Source organism: Veillonella montpellierensis (genome assembly GCF_947090115.1).
Taxonomy (GTDB): Bacteria; Bacillota; Negativicutes; order Veillonellales; family Veillonellaceae; genus Veillonella; species Veillonella montpellierensis.
In genome coordinates this window covers 39111-65056 of record NZ_CAMUMS010000008.1, presented here as the reverse complement: position 1 = coordinate 65056, position 25946 = coordinate 39111, and the positions used below count along the sequence as shown (strand labels likewise).

Below are 25946 nucleotides of genomic sequence, written 5' to 3'. Positions count from 1 at the left end.
TTATCCTATATGATGAGTTCATTGTACTACAAAAGACGTATTCTCTCAATATCCTAGATATCATAGTCTAATCGTCACGTTCAATCGATACTCGTACCATGATGCATACTAGGGCTTGACGATAATTTGCTATCCATCGAACGCATCTGTTACACCATTTTAAGGCTTCTACCTATGTATCTTTCTATCTACCGCTTCGCGCCGTATAAAATGTCCACTCTTGCCACCGTCTTTTTCTACCAAGTAAATGGGGCCTATCACCATACCTTTATCGACAGCTTTGCACATATCATATATTGTTAACAGTCCTACATGAACCGCCGTGAGCGCTTCCATTTCAACGCCCGTTTGCCCTCTCGTCTTAACCATAGCAGTAATCTTTATCTGCCATGTATCAAGTACTAGCTGGCAATGCACGTCTACTTTCGTCAATGCCAACGGATGGCATAAGGGGATTAACTGACTCGTTTGTTTAGCCCCCATAATCGCCGCCAATTGTGCTACGGATAAAACGTCGCCCTTTTTCATGGTCCCTTCTTCTATTCGTTTATAAATTGTTTCATTCACCGTAATGAATCCTTCTGCTACCGCCATGCGATCCGTGATTGCCTTATGGCCCACATCAACCATGCGTGCATTGCCGTATTTATCAAAATGTGTCAATTCCATACTGTGCCTCTATTCTAATTATCACCACACGTGATATACTTATCTAAATATCCTATGTAACTATAGTCTATAAAATTTATTATACCAGATAGGATTTTTCCTATCTATCTAGAATATAATATACATAGGCACTAACCGTATGGTTGCTATCATCATACACTAGGGATTCAATGACGTGGGAGGTATAAGTATGTCTAATCAATTAACGTATTTCGGTCATGCCTGTTTCATGCTAACACATGATACTACATCTATCATATTTGATCCATTTTTAACCGGCAACACATGGGATACTGCTCGTCCTGAAGATATTTCATGCCAATATATTTTTATATCTCATGGTCACGACGATCATTACGGCGATACGAATACCATCGCTAAAGCAAATGACGCACTAGTAATTTCTACTGCCGAAGTAGCCAAAAAAGCGGCCGATGCTGGTTGTCGCATCCATGCCATGCATTTAGGGGGCAAATATAATTTTGACTTTGGATCCATTCGCCTCGTGCCAGCATTCCATGGTTCTGGTGTACCTGGTGGTCACGCTTGTGGTTGCCTTGTAGAATTCTACGATACGCGTCTATATTTTGCTGGCGATACAGCCCTATTTAGCGACATGAAATTACTAAATCGATTTGGCGAAATCGACTATGCCCTATTGCCGATTGGCGATAACTATACGATGGGTATCGAAGATGCAGCACTCGCAGCCTCCTGGGTCAACGCGAATGTAACAATTCCAATTCACTACAAAACATGGCCCGTAATTGATAAAGAACCAGCGGTATATACAGCACTCATTGAAAGCAAGTATAATAAGGCGGGTCTTGTCGTAGAACCAGGATCTACCATCGAATTAGGCTAATAGGCCGTACACTTACTAGCTCTAGGTATCTAGTAAGTACACATCATGATAGGTATTCCCAACCTATCACACAAAAGAGAAGTTTCTCATCCTATGCTAGCGAGAAACTTCTCTTTTTTATGCTCACGTCTATTTAACTTTACATCGATCAAACTTTGAAAAAATGGTTTCTAATTCTTTCATCAATAGTTGTTTTTGTGATTCCTTCAATACATATACTTCACCTTTAAAAGCAATGTGTTTACTTTTAACCACTGCATATAAATCACAAGGCGGTAAATCGCCATCTGTAGTAATGCCGATTAAGTCATCTAAGGACACATTGTAATATTTAGCCAATTGATATAAGGTGTCTACGTCTGGTTCACGGTATCCCGTTTCATAGTTAGACAACGCCGCATTACTAATCCCAATATTTTTAGATACTTTAATTTGACTTTGTCCTATACGCAATCGTGCTTGTTTTAAATTTTTATGCAATTGCATAGCTACTACCCCCATAGTTACTCCATCAACGACCTACTCATCTATGTATATGTCTATCTGGTTTGTCACGTACTACCAATGGGTCCATTCATCGCTAACACTTGTTTCATATCGGATACTACATGTCCATCATGGTCCACTATAGTCCAGCGCCTCGAGTATAGCTCTAGTTGAAAGTCCATCTAGCTAGGTATACTTATAATTTAATACACCTACTACATATGTCGACTAAGAAGATTATTTCTAGATTCGTATTGGCCTAGTACTATGACGTGTAAGTATTTTGCACCCATCTGACACCAATCAATTACTATATACATACGTATTACAGATTTCCCTATTTGTATAAAGCAATCATCGTGCATTTTCTATAGATTATTACATGTTCTTCTGTTGTGCTATGGCACAGAACGCCTCCTTAGCAATTTGAAGTGTAGTCTTAATATCTGACTCACGATGCGATAGGGACATGAAATTACTTTCAAATTGACTTGGCGCATAATAAATGCCATGTGACAAATTATAGTGGAAAAATTGTTTAAATTGTTCCATGTTACATGCATTTGCCTCTTCAAAATTAGTGACTGGTTTCTCTGAGAAAAATAGAGTAAACATGGATCCCACATGTTGCACTTGTACTGGCACTTCTGCTGCATGTGCCGCATCTAACAAACCTTCACAGAGCATATCTGTCGCCGTTTCCACTTGTTTAAATACAGTTGGGTTGCGTTGCAAAATAGATAAGGTTGCTAATCCAGCTGTCATGGCTAATGGGTTACCACTCAATGTGCCCGCTTGATAAATAGGGCCACTTGGTGCGACTTGACTCATATATTCTGCTTTACCGCCGAAGACTGCCATAGGCATTCCACCGCCTACAATTTTGCCTAAGCAAGTTAAATCTGGATCAATATGATAATACTTTTGGGCCCCTCCGGCACTAGCACGGAACCCACACATCACTTCATCAAAAATAAGTAGGGCGCCTGCGTTACGCGTTTCTTCACGCAAGCATTCTAAAAAGCCTGGTACTGGTGGTACACATCCCATATTACCTGCCACTGGTTCTACAATAACACCAGCTATATCATGGCCTTTTTCTTTAAATAAAGCGCGTACCCTTTCTATATCATTGTAGGGAATGGTAATGGTATTGGCCGCCACGCCTTGTGGCACACCGGGACTATCGGGTACGCCGAAGGTAGCCAATCCAGACCCAGCTTTTACTAATAAGGAATCACTATGTCCATGATAGCAACCGATGAATTTCACAATGCAATCACGACCTGTCACGCCACGAGCTACGCGTATAGCACTCATAGTGGCTTCTGTACCAGAGTTAACCATGCGCATCATTTCCATAGACGGCATAAATGCTTGGATCTTTTTCGCCACTTCTGTTTCTAACAACGTAGGCGCGCCATAGCTAGTGCCACGAGGGATAGCTTCCTGTAAGGCCGCCACCACTTCTGGATGGGCATGACCTAAAATCATAGGTCCCCAAGATAAAACATAGTCAATGTATTCATTATTGTCGATATCGTAAATGCGACTGCCCGAGGCAGCACTGATAAACGGTGGTGTACTTCCTACGCTACGATAGGAGCGAACTGGACTATTAACACCGCCTGGCATATATTCTTTTGCTTCTGTAAAAGCTTGTTTAGATTTGTCTAGTGTCCACATACGATCCCCTTATGCTTGTAGCCAACGTGCTACATCTAATGCATGATATGTAATAATAATCTTAGCGCCAGCTCGTTTCATCGATAACAAGGTTTCTAATACCAATTGTTTCTCATTGATGAGATTGGCCTGTGCTGCTGTTTTCACCATGGCATATTCACCGCTTACATTATATACGGCTAGTGGGTAATTATACCGATCCCTGGCTTCACGAACCACATCTAAATAGGATAGAGCCGGTTTAATCATGATGATATCAGATCCTTCAGCGATATCGCCTTCAATTTCACGCATCGCTTCATAACGATTGGCTGGATCCATTTGATAGGACTTGCGATCGCCAAATTGCGGTGCCGAATGAACCGCATCTCTAAAAGGTCCATAATAGGCAGAAGCATATTTCGCCGCATAGCTCATAATCGATACATTCTTAAAGTTCGCCGCATCTAATCCTTCTCGAATCGCTGCCACACGACCATCCATCATATCTGATGGTGCTACAATATGTGCCCCGGCCCGTGCTTGACTGACCGCTACTTTTACCAATAAAGGCAATGTTTCATCATTTAAAATTTCATGATGTTCAATGCAACCACAATGGCCATGGTTCGTATATTGGCATAAACATACATCACCTACGACAATCAACTCTGGCACTTCTTGTCGAATTGCTTGAATCGCTTGTTGTACTGGTTGTGACATATCCCATGCAGAAGAGCCCAATTCATCTTTATAGGTTGGTTCTCCGAATATTTCTACTCCTCGAATACCTAACTGATGTGCCTCTTTTGCCACTTTTACAGCCTCATCTACCGACAAGTGATATTGGCCTGGTAAAGAGGAGATTTCTTCGCGAATACCTGTACCAGCAACCACAAAAATAGGATAGATTAAATCAGTAACATCTAATGTAGTTTCTCTTACTAAATCTCTCATCGCTGCAGTTGTACGCAGACGACGGGGACGATAGGTTAAATCGATCATAGCTATCACTCCTTATTGCCTGTAGCATGTGCTACAAGCGCTGCTACTAAACCATCAATCGTATATTCTTCACTAATAACAGTAGGCTCTAATCCTGCTTTCACCGCTGTAGCTGCCGTAATCGGCCCAATGCAAGCGATATGAGTATCGCTCAATAGCGACGCGTCGCCTACTAAGGCCAATGTGTTTGTCACTGTAGATGAACTAGTAAATGTAATATAATCTACGGTTTTGCTAGCTAACGCCTCTTGTAACACTTCACGTTGACTCATATCTTGTACGGTTTCATATAAACGAATCACATCTACATCGATGCCACTAGCGCGTAAGCCATCGGAAATGACCGATCGGGCCACTTTAGGTTGTACTAACAATACTTTATCCCTATCACCTACCACAGCTTGTAAGGTTTCTACCACTGATTCAGCTTGATAATTAAGAGGTATACAATCTGGACGAATGCCATAGGCATGTAACGCTTTTCCTGTCGCTACACCGATGGCACAGATTTTATGATTACCTAGAGCCCGTGTATCTAACCCTCTATCGGCTAAGGCTTTGAAAAAGTAGCGTACCCCTTCGGCAGATGTAAACGTAATATACGAATAAGCCCGTAAATTTTCTAACATTGCGCGCGTTACTTCATCCAATGCCAACGCCTGTGTCTTAATCGCCGCCGCCTCAATTACATTGGCCCCTAAGTTTAATAACGCTTCCGACAAAGCACTGGCCTGACGTCTTGCGCGAGTGACTAACACGGTCTTACCAAATAGCGGTTTATTATCAAACCACCGCAATTGGTCACGTAAGTTTACTACATCGCCAACGACGATGATTGCTGGTGATGTGAGTCCCGCTTTCGCCACATCATCTACCACATGTTCCAAAGTAGACACCAAGGTTTCTTGAATTGGTTTCGTACCCCATCGCACTAAGGCTACTGGTGTAGACGGTGCGCGACCATGCGCCATAAGTTCTTTCACAATCATCGGTAAATGTCCAATTCCCATGACAAAGGTAAGTGTATCCACAGCGGTCGCAAGACCCTTCCAATGCATGCCCGATTCTCGTTTTGTAGGATCTTCATGACCAGTAATCACTGCAAAAGACGTAGCAACTGCACGATGTGTTACAGGAATCCCTGCATAGGCCGGTGCAGAAATAGCGGAAGTAACGCCCGGTACAAATTCAAAGGCTACGCCAGCCTCATGTAAGGCTAAGGCTTCCTCGCCGCCACGACCAAATACAAGAGGATCGCCCCCTTTTAAGCGAGCTACCACCTTGCCTTCAAGTCCTTTTTTTACCAATAATTCATTGATTTCATATTGATGCATAGTATGGTCCCGACATTGTTTCCCTGCATAAATGATCTCAGCATCGTCTCTAGCCCATTGTAATAATTTACTATCTGCCAGATAATCATAGACGATAACATCTGCTCGTTCGATGCATTCTTTTCCTTTAACGGTAATGAGCTTGCTGTCTCCAGGACCTGCACCAATTAAATATACTATGCCTGCCATTATTTTATGATCCCTTCTTTAATCAATGTTTCTATAATCTGCTTGCCCCCCTCTTCATACAATGCTTTTGCCAAGTTTTTACCCAACATATTCGCTTTGCAAAGAGGGCCAGAAATACTGCCTTCATATACATCTTTACCATCAATGGAAGCAATTAATCCTTGTAGTGTTAATTGATGATTATCAATCATCCCATGAACGCCCATCGGCACTTGACAATTGCCTTGTAATTGCCGCAAGAAACTGCGTTCGCCTTCAACAGCACATCGCGTTTCCTCATGATTAATCGGTACTAACATAGAAAGCATTTCTTCATCATCGTCTCGACATTCGATTGCTAATGCGCCTTGTCCTACAGCGGGAATCATATCATCAACGCTAAACACTTGGGTAATCAAATGATCGAGTCCCAATCGTTTTAAACCAGCTTGTGCTAATACGATGGCATCAAACTGTTCATCCTCTAACTTGCGAAGTCGCGTCTGCACATTACCACGCAACACATGAATATCTAAATCAGGCCGTGCATGCAACAATTGTGCTTGACGTCTCAAACTACTAGTGCCTACTTTAGCCCCTTGTGGCAACTGATCAAGCATTTTATACACCGGTGCCACCAACGCATCATAAGGCGCTTCTCGTTTGCTAATCGCCCCTAAGATCAATCCATCTGGTAACTCTGTAGGCATATCTTTCAAACTATGTACAGCTATATCGATGTCTCCCCTATGCATAGCTGCCTCTAATTCAGCCGTAAACAAACCTTTACCGCCAATATCCGCCAACGGTTTTTCTAAAATGGCATCGCCCTTCGTCGTAAAATGTACCAATTCAATCGTACAAGTTGGATATAGCCTCTGTAATTCATCGCGAATATACGTAGCTTGCCATACAGCCAACGCACTTTGTCGTGTACCAATTTTAATACTATTTCTCATGGTCAGTTTCCACCTTTAAGTTAAATATGTCCCTAAACAATTCCCAATATAGTCCTTCCTCTTCGGTACCAGCAATCTCGCTAAGCCGAATCATTGGTTCTCGTAATAGTTTGCGAACAATCATGCGAGACATGGAGTCCATCATTTTTATGTCGTGCTCTGTAGCATGAGGCAACTTCACTAAGGCACGATGCAACTCACGACGACGAATCGTTTCCCCTTTATCGGACAGTTGCACCATCATGGGACGGACTGACAAATAATTTAACTTTTCATTAATTTCATCCATCGCCAATTGAATCATTGGCTCCGCCTTCTTAGCCTCTGCTTGACGAATGTGCTTATTGGCCTCTACCACGCTTTCCAAGGCGTCAATATTAAACAAGTAAATACCGTCCATTTGTGCCACCATCGGGTCTATATCACGTGGCACGGCAATGTCGATCATCACGATCGGCTTGCCATGGCGTGCTTTTATAATATCGCGAGCATGCTCTGCTTTTACAATGTAATGTGGCGATCCAGTGGAGGTAATAATAATATCTGCCAACTTAGCCTGCTCTACAAAATCGTCTAGTTTAATGGCTTGGCCGTTGAATCGTCGAGCCAACAGTTCCGCTTTAGAAAAGGTCCTGTTCGACACAAAGATCGTTTTGACCCCTTTCGCCTGCAAATGTGTGGCCGTCAGCTCACTCATTTTGCCTGCCCCTAAAATTAATACGGTTGCCTCTGAAAGTGGTTTATCCAAACTATCTTCCGCTAAATTAACCGCCGTATAACTAACGGATACAGGGGTATTGGCAATACCCGTTTGGGTGCGAATCAGTTTGCCCACATGGATGGCTTTTTGAAATAAAATATTAAAAACCGCTCCCGTAAAGCCCGCTGTGGCAGCAGATAAATAGGCCGTTTTTAATTGGCTCAAAATTTGCCCTTCTCCTAATACCAAGGAATCAAGGCTAGCCGCTACGCGAAATAAATGTTCAATACAATCTTCCCCTTCTAATAAGAAGAATGCCTCTTCATCAATGGAATCTGTATGCTTTAACTCTTTCATTAAGGTCAGCATATACTGATGTGGATCGTTTACATCCTCTAGTACGGCGTAAATTTCTGTACGGTTACAGGTCGATAACACAACGCATTCGCTGATATTATCATAATGATATACCTCATCGAGGGCTGTACTTACTTCACTTTTATCAAAAGAGAATTGTTCTCGCACATTGATGGGGGCCGATTTATGATTTAGTCCTAATACCACTAATTGCATGGTTCAATGTTTCCTCCACTTGTTGCCAGTTTCCTGCTAAAATTTCGTTAAACTCTCGATGTCCCAATTGGGCTCGCCAAAATGCTTCTCTCTCTGATGCCGTCAGTAACAGCTGTTTAACTTCTTGTCGATACGTATTTAATATAGGTAATATACTAGCTACCTGCTGGTAGCGTTGTTCCAAGTCACAACGAATCAGTGCATTCATCCGTGGACTACTACGTCCTGTACTAATCGTCATATGCAAATCGCCTAGTGTCACCACAGAAGGCATCGTAAAATCACAATCCCTATAATCATCTGCTCGATTCACCAAAGCGCCTTGTAATCGCGCTTCCTTAGCCGCTTGTTCATTAACACTATGTTCATTCGTAGCAATGAATACAAACGAGGCTACGCCTATACATCCTGGAACATATGCTTGTTGATGCCAAGTAAGTAATTGTTCCTCGCTCCATGTCCGAATGGTATCCGTCACGCGAGGGCTAATAATTTCAACCTTTGCTTGTGCTTGTAATAGGGTCTTAATTCTTCGCTCTGCCACAGAGCCTCCCCCGATTACTACACACCGCTTATGTAACATATTAATTGACATTGCAAGCATATGATTCACTCATCTTTCTTAGATTATCAATGTTAAAAACGGCTTGACTTACATCAAGCCGATTTGTAATGTTCATATAGTTACACGTCTGTAGATTCTACAGGTGTTGTTTCTTCTACTACGTCTACAGATGATGCGACTTGATTGTCTAGTGCCGCTTCTCTATCTGCTTCTGCCGATGTTTCGACTTTACTATCTTCTAGTACGATGCTATCTAGCATTTTAATTTGCGAATATAACATCGATTCAATTTTCGCTTTAAACACAGCAATTTCATGTTGAATGGTGGCGTACTTTTCTCTAGCTTCTCGAAGCGATGTATCTGCTTCTTCTAGCATCGTCTGTTTTTGCGCGCTTGCTTCTTGAATAATGAGTTCTGCTTCCTTACGTGCCGACTCTTTTACATTTTCTCCCGTTTCTTTCGCAAGAGCCAATGTACTATTCATGGTTGCTTCCATTTGTTCATATTGAGCAATGCGTTTTTCTAATTGCTCCATACGATCCGTCATTTCACGATTACTCCGATATAATTCTTCATAATCACCTTTTAATTCGTCCATAAAGGCATCGACAGACTCTTTACTATATCCACGAAATCCAGTTTCAAACTCTTTATTATGAATATCCATTGGTGTAATCATATATTAACCTCCTATTATATAAATCGTTTGAGATATACGCCCATACGACCTTTTTTTGTGGTTCCCGTAATGGAATCGACTTGCATACGGCCTCGGCCACGCATAGAAATAATATCGCCTTCTTTAACTTCTTGGGAAGGCCCTTTTGCTGGTTGCCAATTGACTTGCAATAAACCAGCCCGAATGGCATCCACCAATTTAGTACGCGACATACTAAATCCGGACGATGCTACCGCATCTAACCGAAGGGACGGCACAGTCGTTCTTATTTCTTTTACTTTTTCTTCCTTTGGCAAAATAGATGTTAACGGTATCTGTGTCACTTCAATGGTAACCATGGCAATTTTTGTAAAGTTCTGTACAATAAATTCAGCCACCGTATGGTCAACCAATATCTGTGCGCCACCTTGTTGCATAATAATATCGCCAAATTTAGCTCGATCAATACCTAGCGCCATAAGTGATCCTAATACATCGCGATGGGTTAACAAGCGAAATCGCGGATCCCAGAACAACTGTAATGCGAGGATTCCAAAATCTACAGTACCTTTAAAATCACTATCTACAAAGGCAATGCGCAATCGTTCTGCCCCTGTATAGCCACCATTTGTGACAATCTGTAATTGTGGATAATTAGCGCGAATCGCATCGGCAATGACGCACCCAGAAGGTTTCATAAACTCAGTTACGCGAAAGGGCTTACCCTTAACGACTTGCTTTGCTAAATCTAACATACGCCGTGCTTCTTCGCCATTACCACTAGCTTCAAAATAGCGTATTAATTTTTCTTTTTCATTCACTACGATTTCCCCAATTCATTTGAGCGCTCATAGCAAGCAATAATGCCATCGTGAATGGCAGATCGCAAGCCACCTTTTTCCATAGCTAAAATGCCAGCAATGGTAGTGCCACCTGGCGATGTTACTTGGTCACGCAAGATAGCAGGATGTGTTCCTGTTTTTGTAGCCATCATACCAGCGCCTAATAAAGTCTGTGCAGCCGCTTTAATCGCCAATGCGCGCGGTAATCCAATGCGTACACCTGCATCGGCTAAGGCATCCATCATCAAAAATGCATAGCCTGGACCAGCACCAGACAAGGCGCCTAGTCGATCAAGATCCATTTCCGATACTAGTTCGACCTGACCTATAGCAGAAAACAAAGCTTGTACCTGTTCCGTTACTTCTAGCGATGCGTTTGGTCCCGCTGCGAGGGCAGTCATCCCCGCCCCTACAGCAGCCGGCATATTCGGCATAGCACGATACCAATCAGCCTGAGGTAAGGCACTTTCTAATGTATGTAGCGTGATGCCTGCGGCAATAGAAATGCATGTAGTATGTGGTGGGATTTCTTTTAGATTTACTAGTACGTGAGGCAATACCTGTGGTTTAACGGCTAACAGAATCGTATCAAAGGCATCCGTTTTCCAATCTGGTAACGACGTAGTTACCGAAATTCCTAATTCCTCTCTTAATGCACGAGCATGCTCCTCCGTACGCACCGTAACAAGCAACTCGTTTCTCGTGATAACGCCTTTTTCTAGCGCACCTCTAAGGATAGCTCCACCCATAGCACCAGCACCGATGCATAGGATTCGACCTAGCACATATACCACCACCTTATACTATTATAATTGAGGCTCTTTCCATGCAAATTTTTCATTTAATTCTGTATATGTTTTATCATTATAATCAATGGATATATTCATAGGCACACACATAAATATGTCCTTACCCACTTTTTCTAATTTACCGTCCAAAGCAAAGGTGGCACCACTTACAAAGTCAACGATGCGTGCCGCTTCATGAGGGTCTGTATTTTCAAAATTGATCAATACAGGGCGCATATCGCGTAATTGATTCGTAATGGCTTCAGAATCTTCAAACACCTTTGGTTCAATTACGATTACTTTCATCGCCGTAGGACGTTGACTTACTGGTGAATGACCACTCACTTTGTTAGGACGAAATTCAGATGTTTCCTTAGGTTGTGGTGCATTTGGTTGTCCATACTCTGCATCATCATAGTCATCGTACTCGTCGTATTCATCATACCGATCATCATTCATTCCCAAGAAGTTTTTTATCCCTGCAAATTTGTCTGTAAAAGCCATATTAATCCTCCTCAATGTATGCCTAGAAATATACACGCTCGCCGAAAATGGCCGTGCCTACACGAACAACATTGGCACCTTCTTCTATTGCAATTTCAAAATCATGGGTCATCCCCATCGATAAATACTGTATTTGTTCCGGTTGAAAGTATTGCTTCATATCTTCATATAAGGCATGTGCGACTCTAAAGATAGGTCGTGTATCTTCTGGATTTTCAAAATAAGGTGCTATGCACATCAAACCGCGCACACAAACGTGGGGCAATGTACTCGCATACGTTCTTACCTCTGGAAATTCCTCTACAGTCAAACCTGTTTTACTTGCTTCATGAGCTACATTCACTTGCAATAAAACATCTTGTATTATGTCGTGTTTTGCTGCGACTCGCTCAATTTCATCCAATAACTTTTTACTGTCTACGGAATGAATCAAATCAAACATAGGCACTGCTTGCCTAACCTTATTCATTTGCAAATGACCCAACAAATGCCATCGCACCGTGGGTCCCTTATATGTTAATTGCTTTTCTTTTGCTTCTTGTACACGGTTTTCGCCTACATCAGTGACTCCTAAGGATGCTACGGTTTCTACCGCTTGGACTGGATGATTTTTAGTCACCGCTACCAACGTCACTTCATCAACACGGCCAGCACGTTTCATACACTGCTGTATACGATCACGAACCGTCTGTAATGATGTTTCAATCATCGTCATCGCTCCTATACAATTACAAATAAAATGCCCTTTGCCTACAGACTCACACACTATAGGCGATTTTATTATATACTATTTAGCTCATAATGTATAGGAATTTTAATCGTTCTCGTCGTTTTCATCAATTCTCATCTTGTAGCATGGCAAACAAAGCCATCCGTCCCGTACGGCCTTGTTCACGGCGATAGGAAAAACAAGCATCACACGTCATACTATCGATACCGCTTTTCGTAATTTGATTGATCGGCACGCCCTTATCTACTAAACTATGAATAATAAAGCTCCATAAGTCGACATGCGGTGTTGCGTTAGAGGCACCGGGACGCGTTATATAACGAACTATCGCATCGTGGTGCATCGCCTTTTCCATAAATCTATGGGCCAATTCTTCATTCACTTCAAAGGAAGTCGGTCCAATAGAAGGACCTAAAAATACATAACAATCAGCCGCTTGCGTGCCATACGCTTCATGCATAGCTTCTAACGTAATCGTCGGCAACATGCCAATGGTCCCTTTCCATCCTGCATGAATCACCGCTACGGCTCGATGTTTTGTATCGTAAATGCATAGAGGTACACAGTCGGCTGTAAATAATAACAATGGCACAGAAGGTAGATTCGTCATCATCGCATCACAATCAGCCAATGCCGTTTCCTGTGATAAAGCCCCTGCCCCTATGTGACTTTCATCAACACGTGCCACCCTAAGGCCATGCACCTGATTGGCACAGGTTAATAGTTCCACCGAAACACCTAAATAGGCGGCCACACTGCGGCGATTTTCAATCACATGAGCCGGTTCATCACCCACATGCAGCGCCAAATTAAACGACTCATACGGTGCTATCGACGCACCACCCATGCGAAACGTAGAACCAAGAATCAGTGGAAATGGTGTAAACGAAAGAGGGTGCTGAAAGTACCACGATGTACCTTTCTCCGTTACCACTTCTTCTATCGTTGTCCTATCATCAAAATTCGTTGGTAAAACCATCGCATCTATTTTCTTTCCTTCTTTCATAACGTCCCTTCTCTATTACTATCTGTACAATAAGTGAGCATCCTATCTTTAACTATCTAACACAGTAATGTAGTATCATCATACGATCTTTCCCTAGCTAAAAGGTTATTTACATACACCACATCGCTTACAACCAGACCTACAAGGCGGCGTATAGATTTCTTGTAAACACCGCTCCCACTCCATCTGTAAATAGCCATCTTTCAGTTGCATGTCCAATACATCCCACGGTTGTGGATCAGAAAAGGATCGCTCTTTATAAAGTTCATGTTCCATATCAATGCCTTGTGCTTTACATATACGCTTGAAATCTTTACTGCCCCGTTCCAATGCACAAGCGGCTATCACAGATCCTAGGCGTCGATCGCCGCGAGCTAATACGCCTTGCACGTATGCTTCTTTAGGCGATTCTATGAGCACTTCAATGCGCCTATTTTTTTGCAACAATTTTTTAATATATTGCAGCTTCTTTTCAATATCTTTTTGATGCGCCATCGGCATCCATTGAAAGGGTGTAAACGGTTTAGGAATAAAAGGATTAATGCTCAACGTTAACCGCCCCGTACAGCCCACTGTATTCATATAGGCCTGTGTGCGCTCGGCTAAGTCAATGAGCGCCTCTATATCTTCATCTTGTTCTGTCGGTAATCCAATCATAATATACAAGCGAATATGGCGAATACCAGCCTGCCCTGCCAACATAGCCGCTTTTCGTAAATCCTCTTCACGAATGCCCTTATTAATCACGCGTCGCAATCGTTCGCTCCCCGTTTCAGGGGCGATGGTAATCGTCTTTTGTCCGCTATCAGCAAGGCCATTGACTACATCTTGTGTCAACGAGTCCGCACGAAGGGATGCACAAGAATAACGCAAACCTTTCGCGCGAATGTAATTCACCAATTCATCAATCTCTGGATAATCAGAAATAGCGGCACCCATGAGGCCTACTTTTTTCCCTAGTGCGGCCGCCCGGTCCACACCAGCTTTCAACATATCTAAATCACGCACCCGCGGCGTACGATATGTATAGCCCGCCATACAAAAGCGACAATGACGCCCACACCCACGTGCCACTTCCACAATATACATGGCACCAAATTCTGTAAAATCAGTAGCTACAACGGTTTCTCCCTCTCGCTGTAATGGTCGCCAATGGCGCTGTATCTTAGTCGGTGCCTCTTCTGCCACATCATACCCAGCAAATTCCCCTTCTGTATCATAAAGAGGTGTATATAACATAGGCACATAGACGCCTGGCAATCGGCTTAACCGTTTCATAATCTCCTGGCGCGCCAATCCTTCTTCTTTGCCCTCATAGATACAATCTAGCATATCACTGATTAGGCCTTCCCCTTCCCCGATAATACAAGCATCAAAGAAATCAGCAAATGGTTCTGGATTAAATGTCGAACAAGGGCCTCCGGCAATTACAATCGGATCAAATTCTGTCCGATCCTTTGCCATCACCGGTACTCGTCCTAATCGGAGCATACGGGGAATATGAAAGTAATCCATTTCAAAGGTGACATCGATACCAATCACATCAAAACTATCCATGGATCGCCTTGTTTCCACGCTCATAAGTGGCGTTTTAGTTTTTTCATACACTTCTAGTTCTTGTCGTTCTGGCAAAAAAATTCGTTCACATACACTGTCGCTTCGCTCATTAATCTCTTGGTATACAATTTGAATGCCTAAATTGCTCATTCCCACATAATAGGTGTTCGGATACGCCAGTGCTACCTTGTACCGAGCATGAGGATCAATATGACAGCGATTGACTTCTCCTTCATGTAATTCTTGCAGCCGACTAATAAGAGTATTTCGATTCATCTAACGCCTTTCTCACTGAAACAAATGCGATCATTCCTATACCCATATCACTTCACCAGATGGAAGCAATATAGCTACATAGCAATCATCGTCCTAACAATGCCATCGCCATATAGCAGCACCTCTCACTATAGTGCTACACATGGCCATATCTAATAGATTCATTAAATTGTATTATACCATATAAATATAAATTAAAAGGGATATCCCCAACGTGTACTAGTAACGGAATGAATCGCATAATTACTACTATACCGCACCATCATTACAGTTACACAGTATGATACGCTCTTTCAATTGTCGCTGCAAAATTATCCCTATTATTACAATCACACAAGATATAACACGCTTTACTCACTTATATGCTCATTCACTCATTTACTTACTTACTTACTTACTTACTTACTTACTTACTTACTTACTTACTTACTTACAAGCATATTACTCCATCTCATGAATATGGCAACATTATAATAGTACTATTTCTTCCTCTTTCTAGTATCCTATGGCGCGCTATGACAAAATGATTGCCTGTCCCTAGTGTAAAAGAAGCATATGCTACTAGCAATAAGTAGCATATGCTTCTTGATAAAGGCGTACATAGTCAACATATCCGAACACCTAACTAGAAATAAGTTATCTACGGATACGAGGAAGATGTACCATCTATACTAAGATAGGACTTCCTATAATCTGTTAATTATTCTTCAGGATAAATTGTAAAGGACAAGGATGAGAAGTATTTATTTTGTGTACCTGCATCACCAGATGGATAGGCAATTTCTACACCGATAACATTTAAACCATTGGCGTTAACAGTAACGGTAGCACGACCATTGGCATCGGCTTGACTTTCATTTGTCAAATCATTTAGCACATCTTTAATTAATGGTGCATTCGCCATTGGTTTGCCATCTTTTAACACTTGAATTTCAAAAGTATCACCTTTTTTCAATGTTAATGGATTTACCATTGGTACGATTTGAATTGGCATATCACTAATAACCATAGGTTTAGCTGATGCATCCCAGTAGTTAATATTCCATTTTATTGCATGTGTTGTCTTCACTGCGTTAGGAACTTGATTAAATGGTTTGTTGACCATTTTGCCATCTGTTGTTTTAGTAAAGTACCCATAATCAAAGTAAGTAGCAGTCACACCTAAGTTATCAGGTGTTAAAATAGATACGTTCTTATGATGATTAACTACAGTAACTGGTGCCACTTGCCCCATTGTAGTATAGCCATCAATTTTTTGTACACAGCTAGGTGAGTACGCATTATCCAATGGACCTTCACCTAATACAAGTGCCTTTTCATCAAGGCGATTTGCAAACCATACACCATGTGCATCAACTGCAGTCATAGCCGCACTCGATACTAACGTAGCTAAACATAATCCTAAGGCCAATTGCTTCTTCATATAATACCTCCTAGATGATAATAATTAACAAAATTCAACTATACTTTTATCATACATCGCATGACGTCCTTTGTATAATGATGATTATGCATAATAGACACCTTATCTGGCAAAATCGTCCCTCTTCCATCGACTCTATACGCCCTATGTAAGAAAAAAGTTGTGAACATATAATCAATAATCATAGTAAATACAGTACTCTTGCCATAAATGATTATACTATACAGTGCTATGTATATAATTCATAGACCATTAAAAATTTTTATTCCTATGAAAAATGATTTCAATACTATGCGTATGATTTATAACCAGTTACATGTTTTATTCCTGTGAAATATGCTCTCAGTGACATATATATAATTTATAAAACGTTACATTTTCTCCGTAAAAGGCGCTCCTCCTAACATTCATACCAATCTATTCATAATAAAACTATCCTCCCTATCTATTAGGAAGCCACATGCATACTTATATCTACCACGAGACTACATGGATGCCTCTATCTGTCATTATAGATCGTTAAAAATTCTTATTCCTATGCAAGATAATCTCAGTTCTATGTGTATACTTCATAGACCGTTACAGTTTCCCCGTAAAAGATGTTCCTTCTAACACTCATACCAATGCTATTCATAATAAAACTATCCTCCCTATCTATCATAAAACCACATACATGCTTCTATCTATCATGAAAACACATGAATGCCTCCATCTGTCATAAAAGTAGTAACGCGCATCAAAAAGATAAAATACCGATAGAGCTAGTATTTAACTAGTTCTATCGGCATTAACAGCAACACTTTTTGTCCTATAACCCAAGTATTTGCTAGACTTCCCTTAGTAAGGCAATACGTTTTCTTCTAGACACAAAAAAGCTGTAACAAAAGGGGACATCCCCATTTCGTTACAGCTTCTACTCATACTAAGAGTATCTGTCTACGTATACTCACCTATGGCTATTTCGCTCTCACTTATTTCAACCAAGACATTAAACCGCGTAATTCAGAACCAACGGATTCAATTTGATGTTCTGCGGCTGCTTTACGATGATTTTTCAAGAATGGTTGTCCTGCTTTATAATCTTCTAAGAATTCATTGGCAAATTTGCCCGATTGAATATCTCTTAAGATGTCTTTCATTGCTTGTTTAGTATCCGCAGTGATAACACGAGGGCCTGCATAGTAATCACCATATTCTGCAGTATTGGAGATGGAATGACGCATTTTACCAAAACCGCCTTCATAGATTAAATCTACAATCAATTTCATTTCATGTAAGCATTCAAAGTATGCATTAACTGGTTCATAGCCCGCTTCACACAATACTTCAAAACCAGTTTTGATTAATTCTGTAATACCTCCACAAAGCACAGCCTGTTCGCCGAACAAATCAGTTTCTGTTTCTGATTTAAAATTAGTTTCCAAAATGCCTGCACGGCCACCACCGATAGCGGATGCCCAAGCTAACGCTACTTCAGTAGTATCCCCAGATGGGTCTTTTTCTACGGCATACAAGCAAGGCACACCGGATCCTTCTTGATACGTTCTACGAACTAGATGACCTGGTCCTTTAGGAGCTACCATGAAAATATTAATATCTTCACGAGGCACAATTTTACCAAAATGAATATTAAAACCATGAGCAAATGCTAAATAAGCGCCTTTTTTTAAGTTTGGTGCTACATCTTTTGCATAGACTTCAGCTTGTAATTCATCTGGAATCAATACCATAACAATATCAGCACCTTTTACTGCTTCCGCAGTATCTTTTACAGGAAGGCCCGCTTCCTTCGCTTTTGCTGCCGATTTGGATCCTGCACGTAAGCCGATGGTAACATCAAAGCCATTTTCTTTAAGATTCAATGCATGCGCATGGCCTTGTGAACCATATCCTAATACAGTGATTTTTTTACCTTCTAATTTTTTTAAATTGCAATCTGCATCATAATATACTGTTGTACCTAAAATCTTACCTGCCATTTTTATTTCCTCCACTCATTTTACAGTCATCTACGTGTATCTATAGATTACTGTATCTACTCTACATCAATTCTATAGAAAATACAATCTTTTTCATAGCAAAATATTGTATTCATTATAATTCTTTGTTATATGTTATATATCTATCATACATACGTACTACCTTTGCTAACTTGTATCAACCAACACTATCATATTATGAATCCTTTCAAAGAAAACTAGCGCACCATTCGTCGCCCTATACTCACTATGCTATTATGCAACAATCATAAATGGGCGCTCTTTTCGCCAAAGCACGTGCACCGCCACCCCATACAACTCTGACAGTACCGCATCGGTCAGTATATCTCGTTTAGGCCCTTTCTGCACCACTTGCCCCTCAGCTACTATCGCCACATGCGTAACAGGCGGCATAATTTCTTCAATTTGGTGCGTCACATAGACGAAGGGAATACCCCTTTTGCTCATCTGTACCAAGGTGGTCAAAAATGCTTCTCGATGTTTCACATCTAGCCCTGCACAAGGCTCATCGAGAATTAAAAAGTCGGGATCTCCCATAACTGCTCGGCCCAACAAGGTCCTCCGCTGTTCCCCGGTAGACAAAATGCCAAATGTATGATGACGTCTATGGGATAATTGAAAGTCTTTCAGCAAGACGTTTGCGCTTGTATGGTCTTCTGCCGTCAGTGTGCAATAGGTGCCAATCGTATGATACCGTCCAGATATAATAATTTCTTCCACCGTTTGTTTATATAAAGTTTGATAAAATCGTGCAAGGCTAGCACTGACAAATCCAATGCGTTCTTTTACAGAAGACCAGTAACACGTGCCAAATTCCTTGCCAAACACACGCAAGATGCCACTAGTAGGCATGTGAATCGCGGGAATCATGCTGAGCATAGTGGATTTACCAGATCCATTTAACCCTACGACGGCCCAATTTTCACTTTCCTTGACATCCCAATAGACACCGCGTAAAATTTCTTGTCCCTCTCGTTGAAACGTAATATTTTCATAATGCAACAACTCTCGTGCCGATGCATCAGCCTCTCTTATGGACGTATCCTCTTTTCTATGAATCGTATCAACGGTTTCTAATCTATATGATTTTCTCTTAGTCATATCTAACAATCCCTCGCGCCATCTTTCATGCCATTCTCTCTCCTATCTTTCATAGCACACTCTCACACTAACCCTCATAGCATTCTCTTACCATATCTGTCATAGCACTCTCTCCGCTATGTTTCATAGCATCTCTCGCACTATTTCACAGCATTCTCTCACAGTACCGCTATACATGAAATCTCAAGTGTTATACAGAGTGTACTATATTTGCCTTGCACTAACTGATGTGCCTGTATATCTCAAGTGTTATACATAATTTACTATAATCTACATAATCTGATCGTAACCATGCACAAACAACGTACACTCTTTTTACCATACCGCCATGGAAACAATGCATTACCATGCAAGTGACAGCACTTTGAGAAAATTCTGTTATATCTATCAATCTATAAACGATATCACATAAGTTCCTATGCTTACCGTAATCGTCCCTCTCTAACTCACGATTATGGGCAACGAGCTCTACGCGAAATCCTCTCTCTGTCCATAGGCTATCATTGAAACACATGGCCTACAGTACATCACGTTCTTACATTTTCTCACCACGACTCATGGCGGTAACACCTGTTTTAGCGATTTCTAGTACACCGTAAGTTTCCATAATATCAATGAAGCCTTGCAATTTTTCATCATCCCCCGTCAATTCTACGATGAGAGACGTAGGAGACACATCTAATACATTGCCTCGATAAATAGTAGCAATCTGCACGATTTGAGAACGTGTCGAATTATCGGCTCTCACTTTTATCAACATCAGTTCCCGACGCACCACATTTTTAGCGGCAAAAATTTTGACTTTCACCACGTCCACCAATTTATAAATCTGTTTTTGAATTTGATCCAACGAAGTATCGTCTGCCGCTTCTACGGTCAACGTGATGCGCGCATAGCCTGGTTGATTCGACACGCCCGATGTCATTTTATGAACGGAAAATCCTCGCCGATTAAAAAGACTTAAAATTCTAGCACCAATACCACTTGCATTCTTAGCGATTACTAAAATCTGATGTTCATTCGTCATGTAGGGACACCCCTTTCTTACCAACCATATTCGACACTCTAGCACCTGCTGGAATCATCGGAAACACATTCACTTCTTCGGCGACGCGACAATCGATAACAATGCCTGTATCCGATGTGAGTATATCACGCAAATGGGCATCTAATTCCTTTCTCGTACTAATACGCATGGCTGGCAAATCAAAGGCCTCTGCCAATTTAACAAAGTCAGGACTTACATGTAAATCTACAAAGGAGTATCTCCGTTGATTAAATAGTTCTTGCCATTGTCGCACCATACCTAAGTATTGATTATTTAAGATAAGGACTTTCACATTCAAATGATATTGTTTCATCATCATTAATTCTTCGAAGGTCATTTGAAAGCCCCCATCGCCCACTACGAGAACGACGGTTGTATCAGGCGCTGCAATCGCAGCCCCCATGGCCGCCGGTACGCCATACCCCATAGTGCCAGCACCGCCCGATGTAACCATCGTATGAGGATGTTTAAATGTTAAAAACTGAGCCGCCCACATTTGATGTTGTCCTACATCGGTAACGATAATCGCCTCTCCATTCACGATCCTATCGACTTCAGACAATACTTCCTGTGGATATAACACACTTTCATCATGAGGTGGCACGACCATCGGGTACGTTTCTTGCCATTCATGAATTTGGTTCCACCATTCTTCATGGGTCGCATCTTCAATACAAGTGTTTAATTCAGTTAATACATGTTTCAAGTCCCCTACAATCGGCACATGAATTTTTACATTTTTATCGATTTCTGCTGGATCGATGTCGATATGAATAATCTTGGCATGCGGGCAAAAATGATTAGGATCACCTGTAATACGATCGTGAAAGCGAATGCCTGCCGCTATAACCACATCGGCTGCCTCGGTAGCATAGTTCGCCGTCACCGTACCATGCATGCCTAGCATGCCTAGTGACAATGGATGGTCTTCTGGGAAACAGCCTAATCCTACCAACGTATTGGCAACTGGCGTCTGTGTCCGTTCTGCCAGTTCACGCAACTCCTGCCATGCGGAGGCTTTCAATACGCCACCACCAGCAATGATAAGTGGTTTCTTAGCCGTCTTTAACAAGGCAGCCGCCTTTTTAATTTGCCCAATATGACCTTTATACGTCGGATCATAGCCTTCAACAGTGATAGGTTCATCATATAACTTGTCATATACATCCATAGGAATTGTCTGTAATTGAATATCCTTAGGAATATCAATGAGGACTGGCCCTGGACGTCCTGTGGAAGCAATAAAATAGGCGGACTTAATAATCCGTGGTAAGTCCATAATGTCTTTCACTAAATAGTTGTTTTTAGTAATCGGCATGGTAATCCCTACTGTATCAGCTTCTTGAAAGGAATCTTTCCCCAGTAAAGATCGCCCCACTTGCCCCGTAATCGCCAATAGAGGAATGGAATCCACATAGGCCGTCATAATCCCGGTAACTAAATTAGTCGCTCCTGGTCCAGACGTAGCTAAACATACGCCCACCTTGCCAGACACACGCGCATACCCATCAGCAGCATGAGCGGCTCCTTGTTCATGACGTACAAAGTAATGATGAAGTTTCACTTCTTCTTCATTATACTTATAGAGTTCGTCATAAATCGGAATCACCGCGCCTCCTGGATATCCAAACATATATCGCACACCAAGACGATATAACGTTTCTAATACAATATGAGCTCCATTTATCTTATCCGCACGCATCATAAACGCCTCCTTTTCAACATGTACCTATCATCAACCTATCATTGTTACTTATTCTTCCAACAAACTAGAACTGTTTAATCGTGTAATCATATAGCCTTGTTGTGCAAAGGCTTCAATAATGTTAGCAATATGTTCTTCCCCATTCGTTTCTACAGTGACTTGTAGTTCCACTTCATGAAAGCGATCTAGATTTTTGAATTGATTGTGATCCAGTTTAATAACATTCGCATCTTGTTTCGCCAATATCTGTGATACTGCCACCAATTGACCCGGCTTATCTGGTAAATTAACGGAGAAACTGAAAATACGCCCTCGTACGATCAACCCTTTCGTAATCATCGAAGAAATCGTCAATACATCGATGTTACCGCCACTGACGATAGATACGACTTTTTTGCCACGGCAAGATAATTTTTTCAACCCTGCTAAGGATAAAATGCCTGCATTTTCCGCCACTAATTTATGTTTTTCCACCAATAACAAAAAGGCTTCCATCAGTTCATAATCTGATACAGTTACAATTTCATCCACATACTGCTTAATATATTGCAACGTAAGATCGCCCACCAATTTAACCGCCGCTCCATCAGCAATGGTACTCGCCTCTTTTAACTCCACTGGCTTGCCTGCTCGAAGCCCCGCCAAAGCACAAGCGGCCCCTTCTGGTTCCACGCCAATAATCTTAATGGTCGGATTTTTCAGTTTCGCCGCTACCGCCACACCGGCCACTAATCCACCGCCTCCGACTGGCACTAACATAACATCTGCATCGGGTAATTCTTCAAGCACTTCTAAGGCAATCGTTCCTTGTCCTTCTAACACGTCTTCATCATTAAAAGGATGTACAAAGGTATAGCCGTATTCTTCTTGTAACTCACACGCCTTTTGATAGGCTTCGTCATATACTTCACCATGCAAAACAACTTCAGCGCCCCATCGTTTCGTAGATTCTATTTTGATCAATGGCGTATGTTTGGGCATCACAATAACTGCTTTAATTCCTAATTTCTGAGCTGCCAATGCCACGCCTTGTGCGTGATTGCCTGCAGACGCAGCAATGACACCACATTTTTTTTCTTCATCCGATAATTTACAAATTTTGTTATACGCTCCGCGCACTTTAAACGATCCAGTGCGCTGTAAATTTTCTGGTTTAATGTATACATCATTACCACATTCGTCGGAAAATACATCGCTATGTAACAATTTAGTGGTAACAGTAACGGTGCCTAGCCGCTCTCTGGCTTCTATAAAATCATATAACTTATGCATAATATCCCTCTCTTATATGTATCTATCGTGCTATACTACGCACTCACATTGAGCGCTACGGTGCTTTCTTCAATCAGTCACCAATGCACCCGTACATTCCTATCATCTATGAAATCACATAGGATACGCAAACGTATCGCCATACCTTAGTGTTTCAAATTCGCTCTGAAATCATATAGAATACGTTTTATATACTTTGGTAGCGACTTTTTCCACATTCCTATGAAATCACATAGAACGCATTCTATATCTCCTAGACCGCGCTCCGATTAGTCTTCGTCCAATAATTCAATCGCCCCACGATCCGCAGAGGATACATGCATGGCGTATTTTTTCAAATATCCTGTCACATGACTGCGGTAAGGTGCTAAGTTAGCTTTACGTGCTGCAATTTCTTCATCGGATAGCCGTACCGATAACAAGCCAGCAGGAATGTCAATATCAATCATATCCCCATCTTCCACAATCGCAATCGTGCCACCGGCTGCCGCTTCTGGCGATACGTGACCAATCGAGGCACCTCGAGTAGCACCCGAGAAACGACCATCCGTAATCAACGCTACCGAATCGCCTAATCCCATACCTGTAATGACAGAAGTCGGTGTCAACATTTCACGCATACCAGGACCGCCCTTTGGTCCTTCATAACGAATGACAACCACATCGCCTTTTACAACCTTGCCACCCATAATGGCTTCCACTGCTTCTTCTTCATTGTTATATACTTTCGCCGGTCCACTATGAACGAGCATACTAGGATCAACGGCCCCTGCTTTCACTACCGAGCCATCGACGGCCAAATTGCCCTTTAATACGGCAATGCCTCCTGTTTCATGAACGGGATGATCAAAGGAATGAATCACATCGTCATCTAAAATCTCCGCACCATTAGCAATGTCCCCTTGTGTAGAAAGCGATACGGTTTTCGCATCCCCGTGCAAGCGATCATTCATGAATAATCGTTTCATCACCGCTGGAATACCACCAGCCCTATATAGGTCTTCAATAAAATATTTGCCTGATGGCGATAATTTAGCCAACTGTGGTGTGGTTTGTGCAATGCGACTAAAATCATCCAGTGTTAAGGTCACACCCGCTTCATGGGCAATGGCTGGTAAATGTAGGGCCGTATTAGACGATCCGCCCAATGCCATATCTACTGCTACGGCATTTTCAAAAGCCTTTCGCGTCATGATGTCCTTAGGCCGTAGGTCTGCTGCTAAGACTTTTAGTACTTGCATACCCGCTAATTTAGCAAGGCGCATGCGTTCCGCATAGACCGCAGGAATTGTACCATTACCTGGTAATCCCATGCCCAATGCTTCGGTTAAGCAATTCATTGTATTGGCTGTATACATGCCAGAACAAGAGCCACAAGTAGGACAAGCCGTATTTTCAATCTCTGCCAATTCCGCATCATCAATTTGTCCTGTTTGATGTTGTCCCACTGCTTCAAACACATTGCTCAAGCCAATCTTTGTGCCTTTATGAACACCGGCTAACATTGCGCCACCGCTCACAAATACACTTGGTAAATTCAATCGCGCTGCAGCAATCAACATACCTGGCACAACTTTATCACAATTAGGAATGAATACCATCGCATCAAATGGTGTGGCCATTGCCGTCGCTTCAATGGAGTCGGCGATAATGTTACGCGTTACCAAAGAATATTTCATGCCTATATGATTCATCGCTAACCCATCACAAATACCGATGGTATTAAATTCAATAGGAATCCCACCGGCGTTGCGAATACCATCTTTCACAGCTTGCACTAAATTGCGCAAATGCATATGACCTGGCACGATTTCATTAAAAGAATTGGCAATCCCGATAATAGGGCGATGCATTTCTTCATCTACAAAACCTAGGGCCTTCAATAATGATCGATGGGGTGCTCTTGTCACGCCTGTTGTTAAATTGCTACTTCTGCTCATACTAGACATCCTTTCACAAGTAATAAAAAAAGACGATTCCTTTGAATCGTCTTAAAAGTCATAAGCGCAGTATATATATGCATATATATTGTGTTCTATAAAGTTT

General features: G+C 41.8%; 23 protein-coding genes. 1 reads left to right on the top strand and 22 read right to left on the bottom strand.

All coding sequences use genetic code 11. The features are described from left to right. Positions 1 to 168: 168 nt before the first annotated feature. Positions 169 to 669: a cyclic pyranopterin monophosphate synthase MoaC gene (gene moaC, locus P6940_RS05405; protein ID WP_277293435.1), complete on the bottom strand. Its 501-nt coding sequence runs from the start codon at positions 667 to 669 to the stop codon at positions 169 to 171. 190 nt (positions 670 to 859) lie between these two features. Between moaC and P6940_RS05400 the strand changes: the two genes are divergently transcribed. Next, entirely contained in the window at positions 860 to 1534 is a 675-nt protein-coding gene (locus P6940_RS05400) for a metal-dependent hydrolase (protein WP_277293434.1), read from the top strand. Positions 1535 to 1663: 129 nt separating this feature from the next. Here the strand turns inward: P6940_RS05400 and P6940_RS05395 are convergent, their stop codons facing one another. The 21 genes from P6940_RS05395 to ilvD all read right to left on the bottom strand — a co-directional run bounded on the left by P6940_RS05395 (position 1664) and on the right by ilvD (position 25840). Further along, on the bottom strand, positions 1664 to 2035 hold the full coding sequence (locus tag P6940_RS05395; protein WP_231562193.1) for a helix-turn-helix domain-containing protein: 372 nt from the start codon (positions 2033 to 2035) through the stop codon (positions 1664 to 1666). Between the two features lie 363 nt (positions 2036 to 2398). Then, on the bottom strand, positions 2399 to 3706 hold the full coding sequence (gene hemL, locus P6940_RS05390) for a glutamate-1-semialdehyde 2,1-aminomutase (protein ID WP_028258213.1): 1308 nt from the start codon (positions 3704 to 3706) through the stop codon (positions 2399 to 2401). 9 nt (positions 3707 to 3715) lie between these two features. Then, on the bottom strand, positions 3716 to 4690 hold the full coding sequence (gene hemB, locus P6940_RS05385) for a porphobilinogen synthase (RefSeq protein ID WP_277293433.1): 975 nt from the start codon (positions 4688 to 4690) through the stop codon (positions 3716 to 3718). A gap of 5 nt (positions 4691 to 4695) precedes the next feature. Next, positions 4696 to 6213, bottom strand: a complete 1518-nt coding sequence (gene cobA / locus P6940_RS05380) for a uroporphyrinogen-III C-methyltransferase (RefSeq protein ID WP_028258215.1) — start codon at positions 6211 to 6213, stop codon at positions 4696 to 4698. Continuing rightward, entirely contained in the window at positions 6213 to 7151 is a 939-nt protein-coding gene (gene hemC / locus P6940_RS05375) for a hydroxymethylbilane synthase (RefSeq protein WP_277293432.1), read from the bottom strand. Before hemC ends, cobA begins: the two co-directional genes overlap by 1 nt. Continuing rightward, positions 7141 to 8424: a glutamyl-tRNA reductase gene (gene hemA, locus P6940_RS05370; protein WP_028258217.1), complete on the bottom strand. Its 1284-nt coding sequence runs from the start codon at positions 8422 to 8424 to the stop codon at positions 7141 to 7143. Before hemA ends, hemC begins: the two co-directional genes overlap by 11 nt. Continuing rightward, positions 8393 to 8968 carry a precorrin-2 dehydrogenase/sirohydrochlorin ferrochelatase family protein gene (locus tag P6940_RS05365; protein ID WP_244869396.1) on the bottom strand — a complete coding sequence of 192 codons (576 nt, stop codon included), beginning with the start codon at positions 8966 to 8968 and terminating at the stop codon, positions 8393 to 8395. Before P6940_RS05365 ends, hemA begins: the two co-directional genes overlap by 32 nt. 140 nt (positions 8969 to 9108) lie before the next feature. Beyond that, positions 9109 to 9669, bottom strand: coding sequence for a DivIVA domain-containing protein (locus P6940_RS05360; protein WP_277287917.1), 561 nt, complete (start codon positions 9667 to 9669; stop codon positions 9109 to 9111). 14 nt (positions 9670 to 9683) lie between these two features. Then, on the bottom strand, positions 9684 to 10469 hold the full coding sequence (locus P6940_RS05355) for an RNA-binding protein (protein ID WP_277293431.1): 786 nt from the start codon (positions 10467 to 10469) through the stop codon (positions 9684 to 9686). Continuing rightward, positions 10469 to 11275, bottom strand: a complete 807-nt coding sequence (proC, locus tag P6940_RS05350) for a pyrroline-5-carboxylate reductase (protein ID WP_277287915.1) — start codon at positions 11273 to 11275, stop codon at positions 10469 to 10471. The genes P6940_RS05355 and proC overlap by 1 nt, the downstream gene beginning before the upstream one ends. A gap of 21 nt (positions 11276 to 11296) precedes the next feature. Further along, positions 11297 to 11782, bottom strand: a complete 486-nt coding sequence (locus tag P6940_RS05345) for a cell division protein SepF (RefSeq protein ID WP_028258221.1) — start codon at positions 11780 to 11782, stop codon at positions 11297 to 11299. A gap of 22 nt (positions 11783 to 11804) precedes the next feature. Next, positions 11805 to 12491, bottom strand: coding sequence for a YggS family pyridoxal phosphate-dependent enzyme (locus tag P6940_RS05340; protein WP_277293430.1), 687 nt, complete (start codon positions 12489 to 12491; stop codon positions 11805 to 11807). A gap of 127 nt (positions 12492 to 12618) precedes the next feature. Further along, the gene (pgeF, locus tag P6940_RS05335; RefSeq protein WP_277293429.1) at positions 12619 to 13518 is read right to left on the bottom strand and encodes a peptidoglycan editing factor PgeF; all 900 of its coding nucleotides are present in this window, start codon (positions 13516 to 13518) and stop codon (positions 12619 to 12621) included. 105 nt (positions 13519 to 13623) lie between these two features. Next, positions 13624 to 15351, bottom strand: coding sequence for a radical SAM protein (locus P6940_RS05330; protein WP_277293428.1), 1728 nt, complete (start codon positions 15349 to 15351; stop codon positions 13624 to 13626). Positions 15352 to 16051: 700 nt separating this feature from the next. Continuing rightward, a complete protein-coding gene (locus P6940_RS05325) occupies positions 16052 to 16774 on the bottom strand; it encodes a DUF4198 domain-containing protein (protein WP_038152547.1) in 723 nt (240 codons plus the stop codon). Between the two features lie 971 nt (positions 16775 to 17745). After that, complete coding sequence (gene ilvC, locus P6940_RS05320; protein ID WP_028258226.1) at positions 17746 to 18753, bottom strand: ketol-acid reductoisomerase; 1008 nt, start codon at positions 18751 to 18753, stop codon at positions 17746 to 17748. A 255-nt stretch (positions 18754 to 19008) separates the two neighbouring features. Next, positions 19009 to 19875 (bottom strand): ABC transporter ATP-binding protein, encoded by an 867-nt coding sequence (locus tag P6940_RS05315; RefSeq protein ID WP_277288423.1) that lies wholly within the window; start codon positions 19873 to 19875, stop codon positions 19009 to 19011. Positions 19876 to 20410: 535 nt separating this feature from the next. Next, positions 20411 to 20902: an acetolactate synthase small subunit gene (gene ilvN, locus P6940_RS05310; RefSeq protein WP_028258228.1), complete on the bottom strand. Its 492-nt coding sequence runs from the start codon at positions 20900 to 20902 to the stop codon at positions 20411 to 20413. Further along, positions 20892 to 22625 (bottom strand): biosynthetic-type acetolactate synthase large subunit, encoded by a 1734-nt coding sequence (gene ilvB / locus P6940_RS05305; protein WP_338116628.1) that lies wholly within the window; start codon positions 22623 to 22625, stop codon positions 20892 to 20894. The genes ilvN and ilvB overlap by 11 nt, the downstream gene beginning before the upstream one ends. Before the next feature lie 51 nt (positions 22626 to 22676). Beyond that, positions 22677 to 23900 (bottom strand): threonine ammonia-lyase, encoded by a 1224-nt coding sequence (gene ilvA, locus P6940_RS05300; protein ID WP_277293426.1) that lies wholly within the window; start codon positions 23898 to 23900, stop codon positions 22677 to 22679. 269 nt (positions 23901 to 24169) lie between these two features. After that, positions 24170 to 25840: a dihydroxy-acid dehydratase gene (gene ilvD / locus P6940_RS05295; RefSeq protein ID WP_277288420.1), complete on the bottom strand. Its 1671-nt coding sequence runs from the start codon at positions 25838 to 25840 to the stop codon at positions 24170 to 24172. Positions 25841 to 25946: the final 106 nt, after the last annotated feature.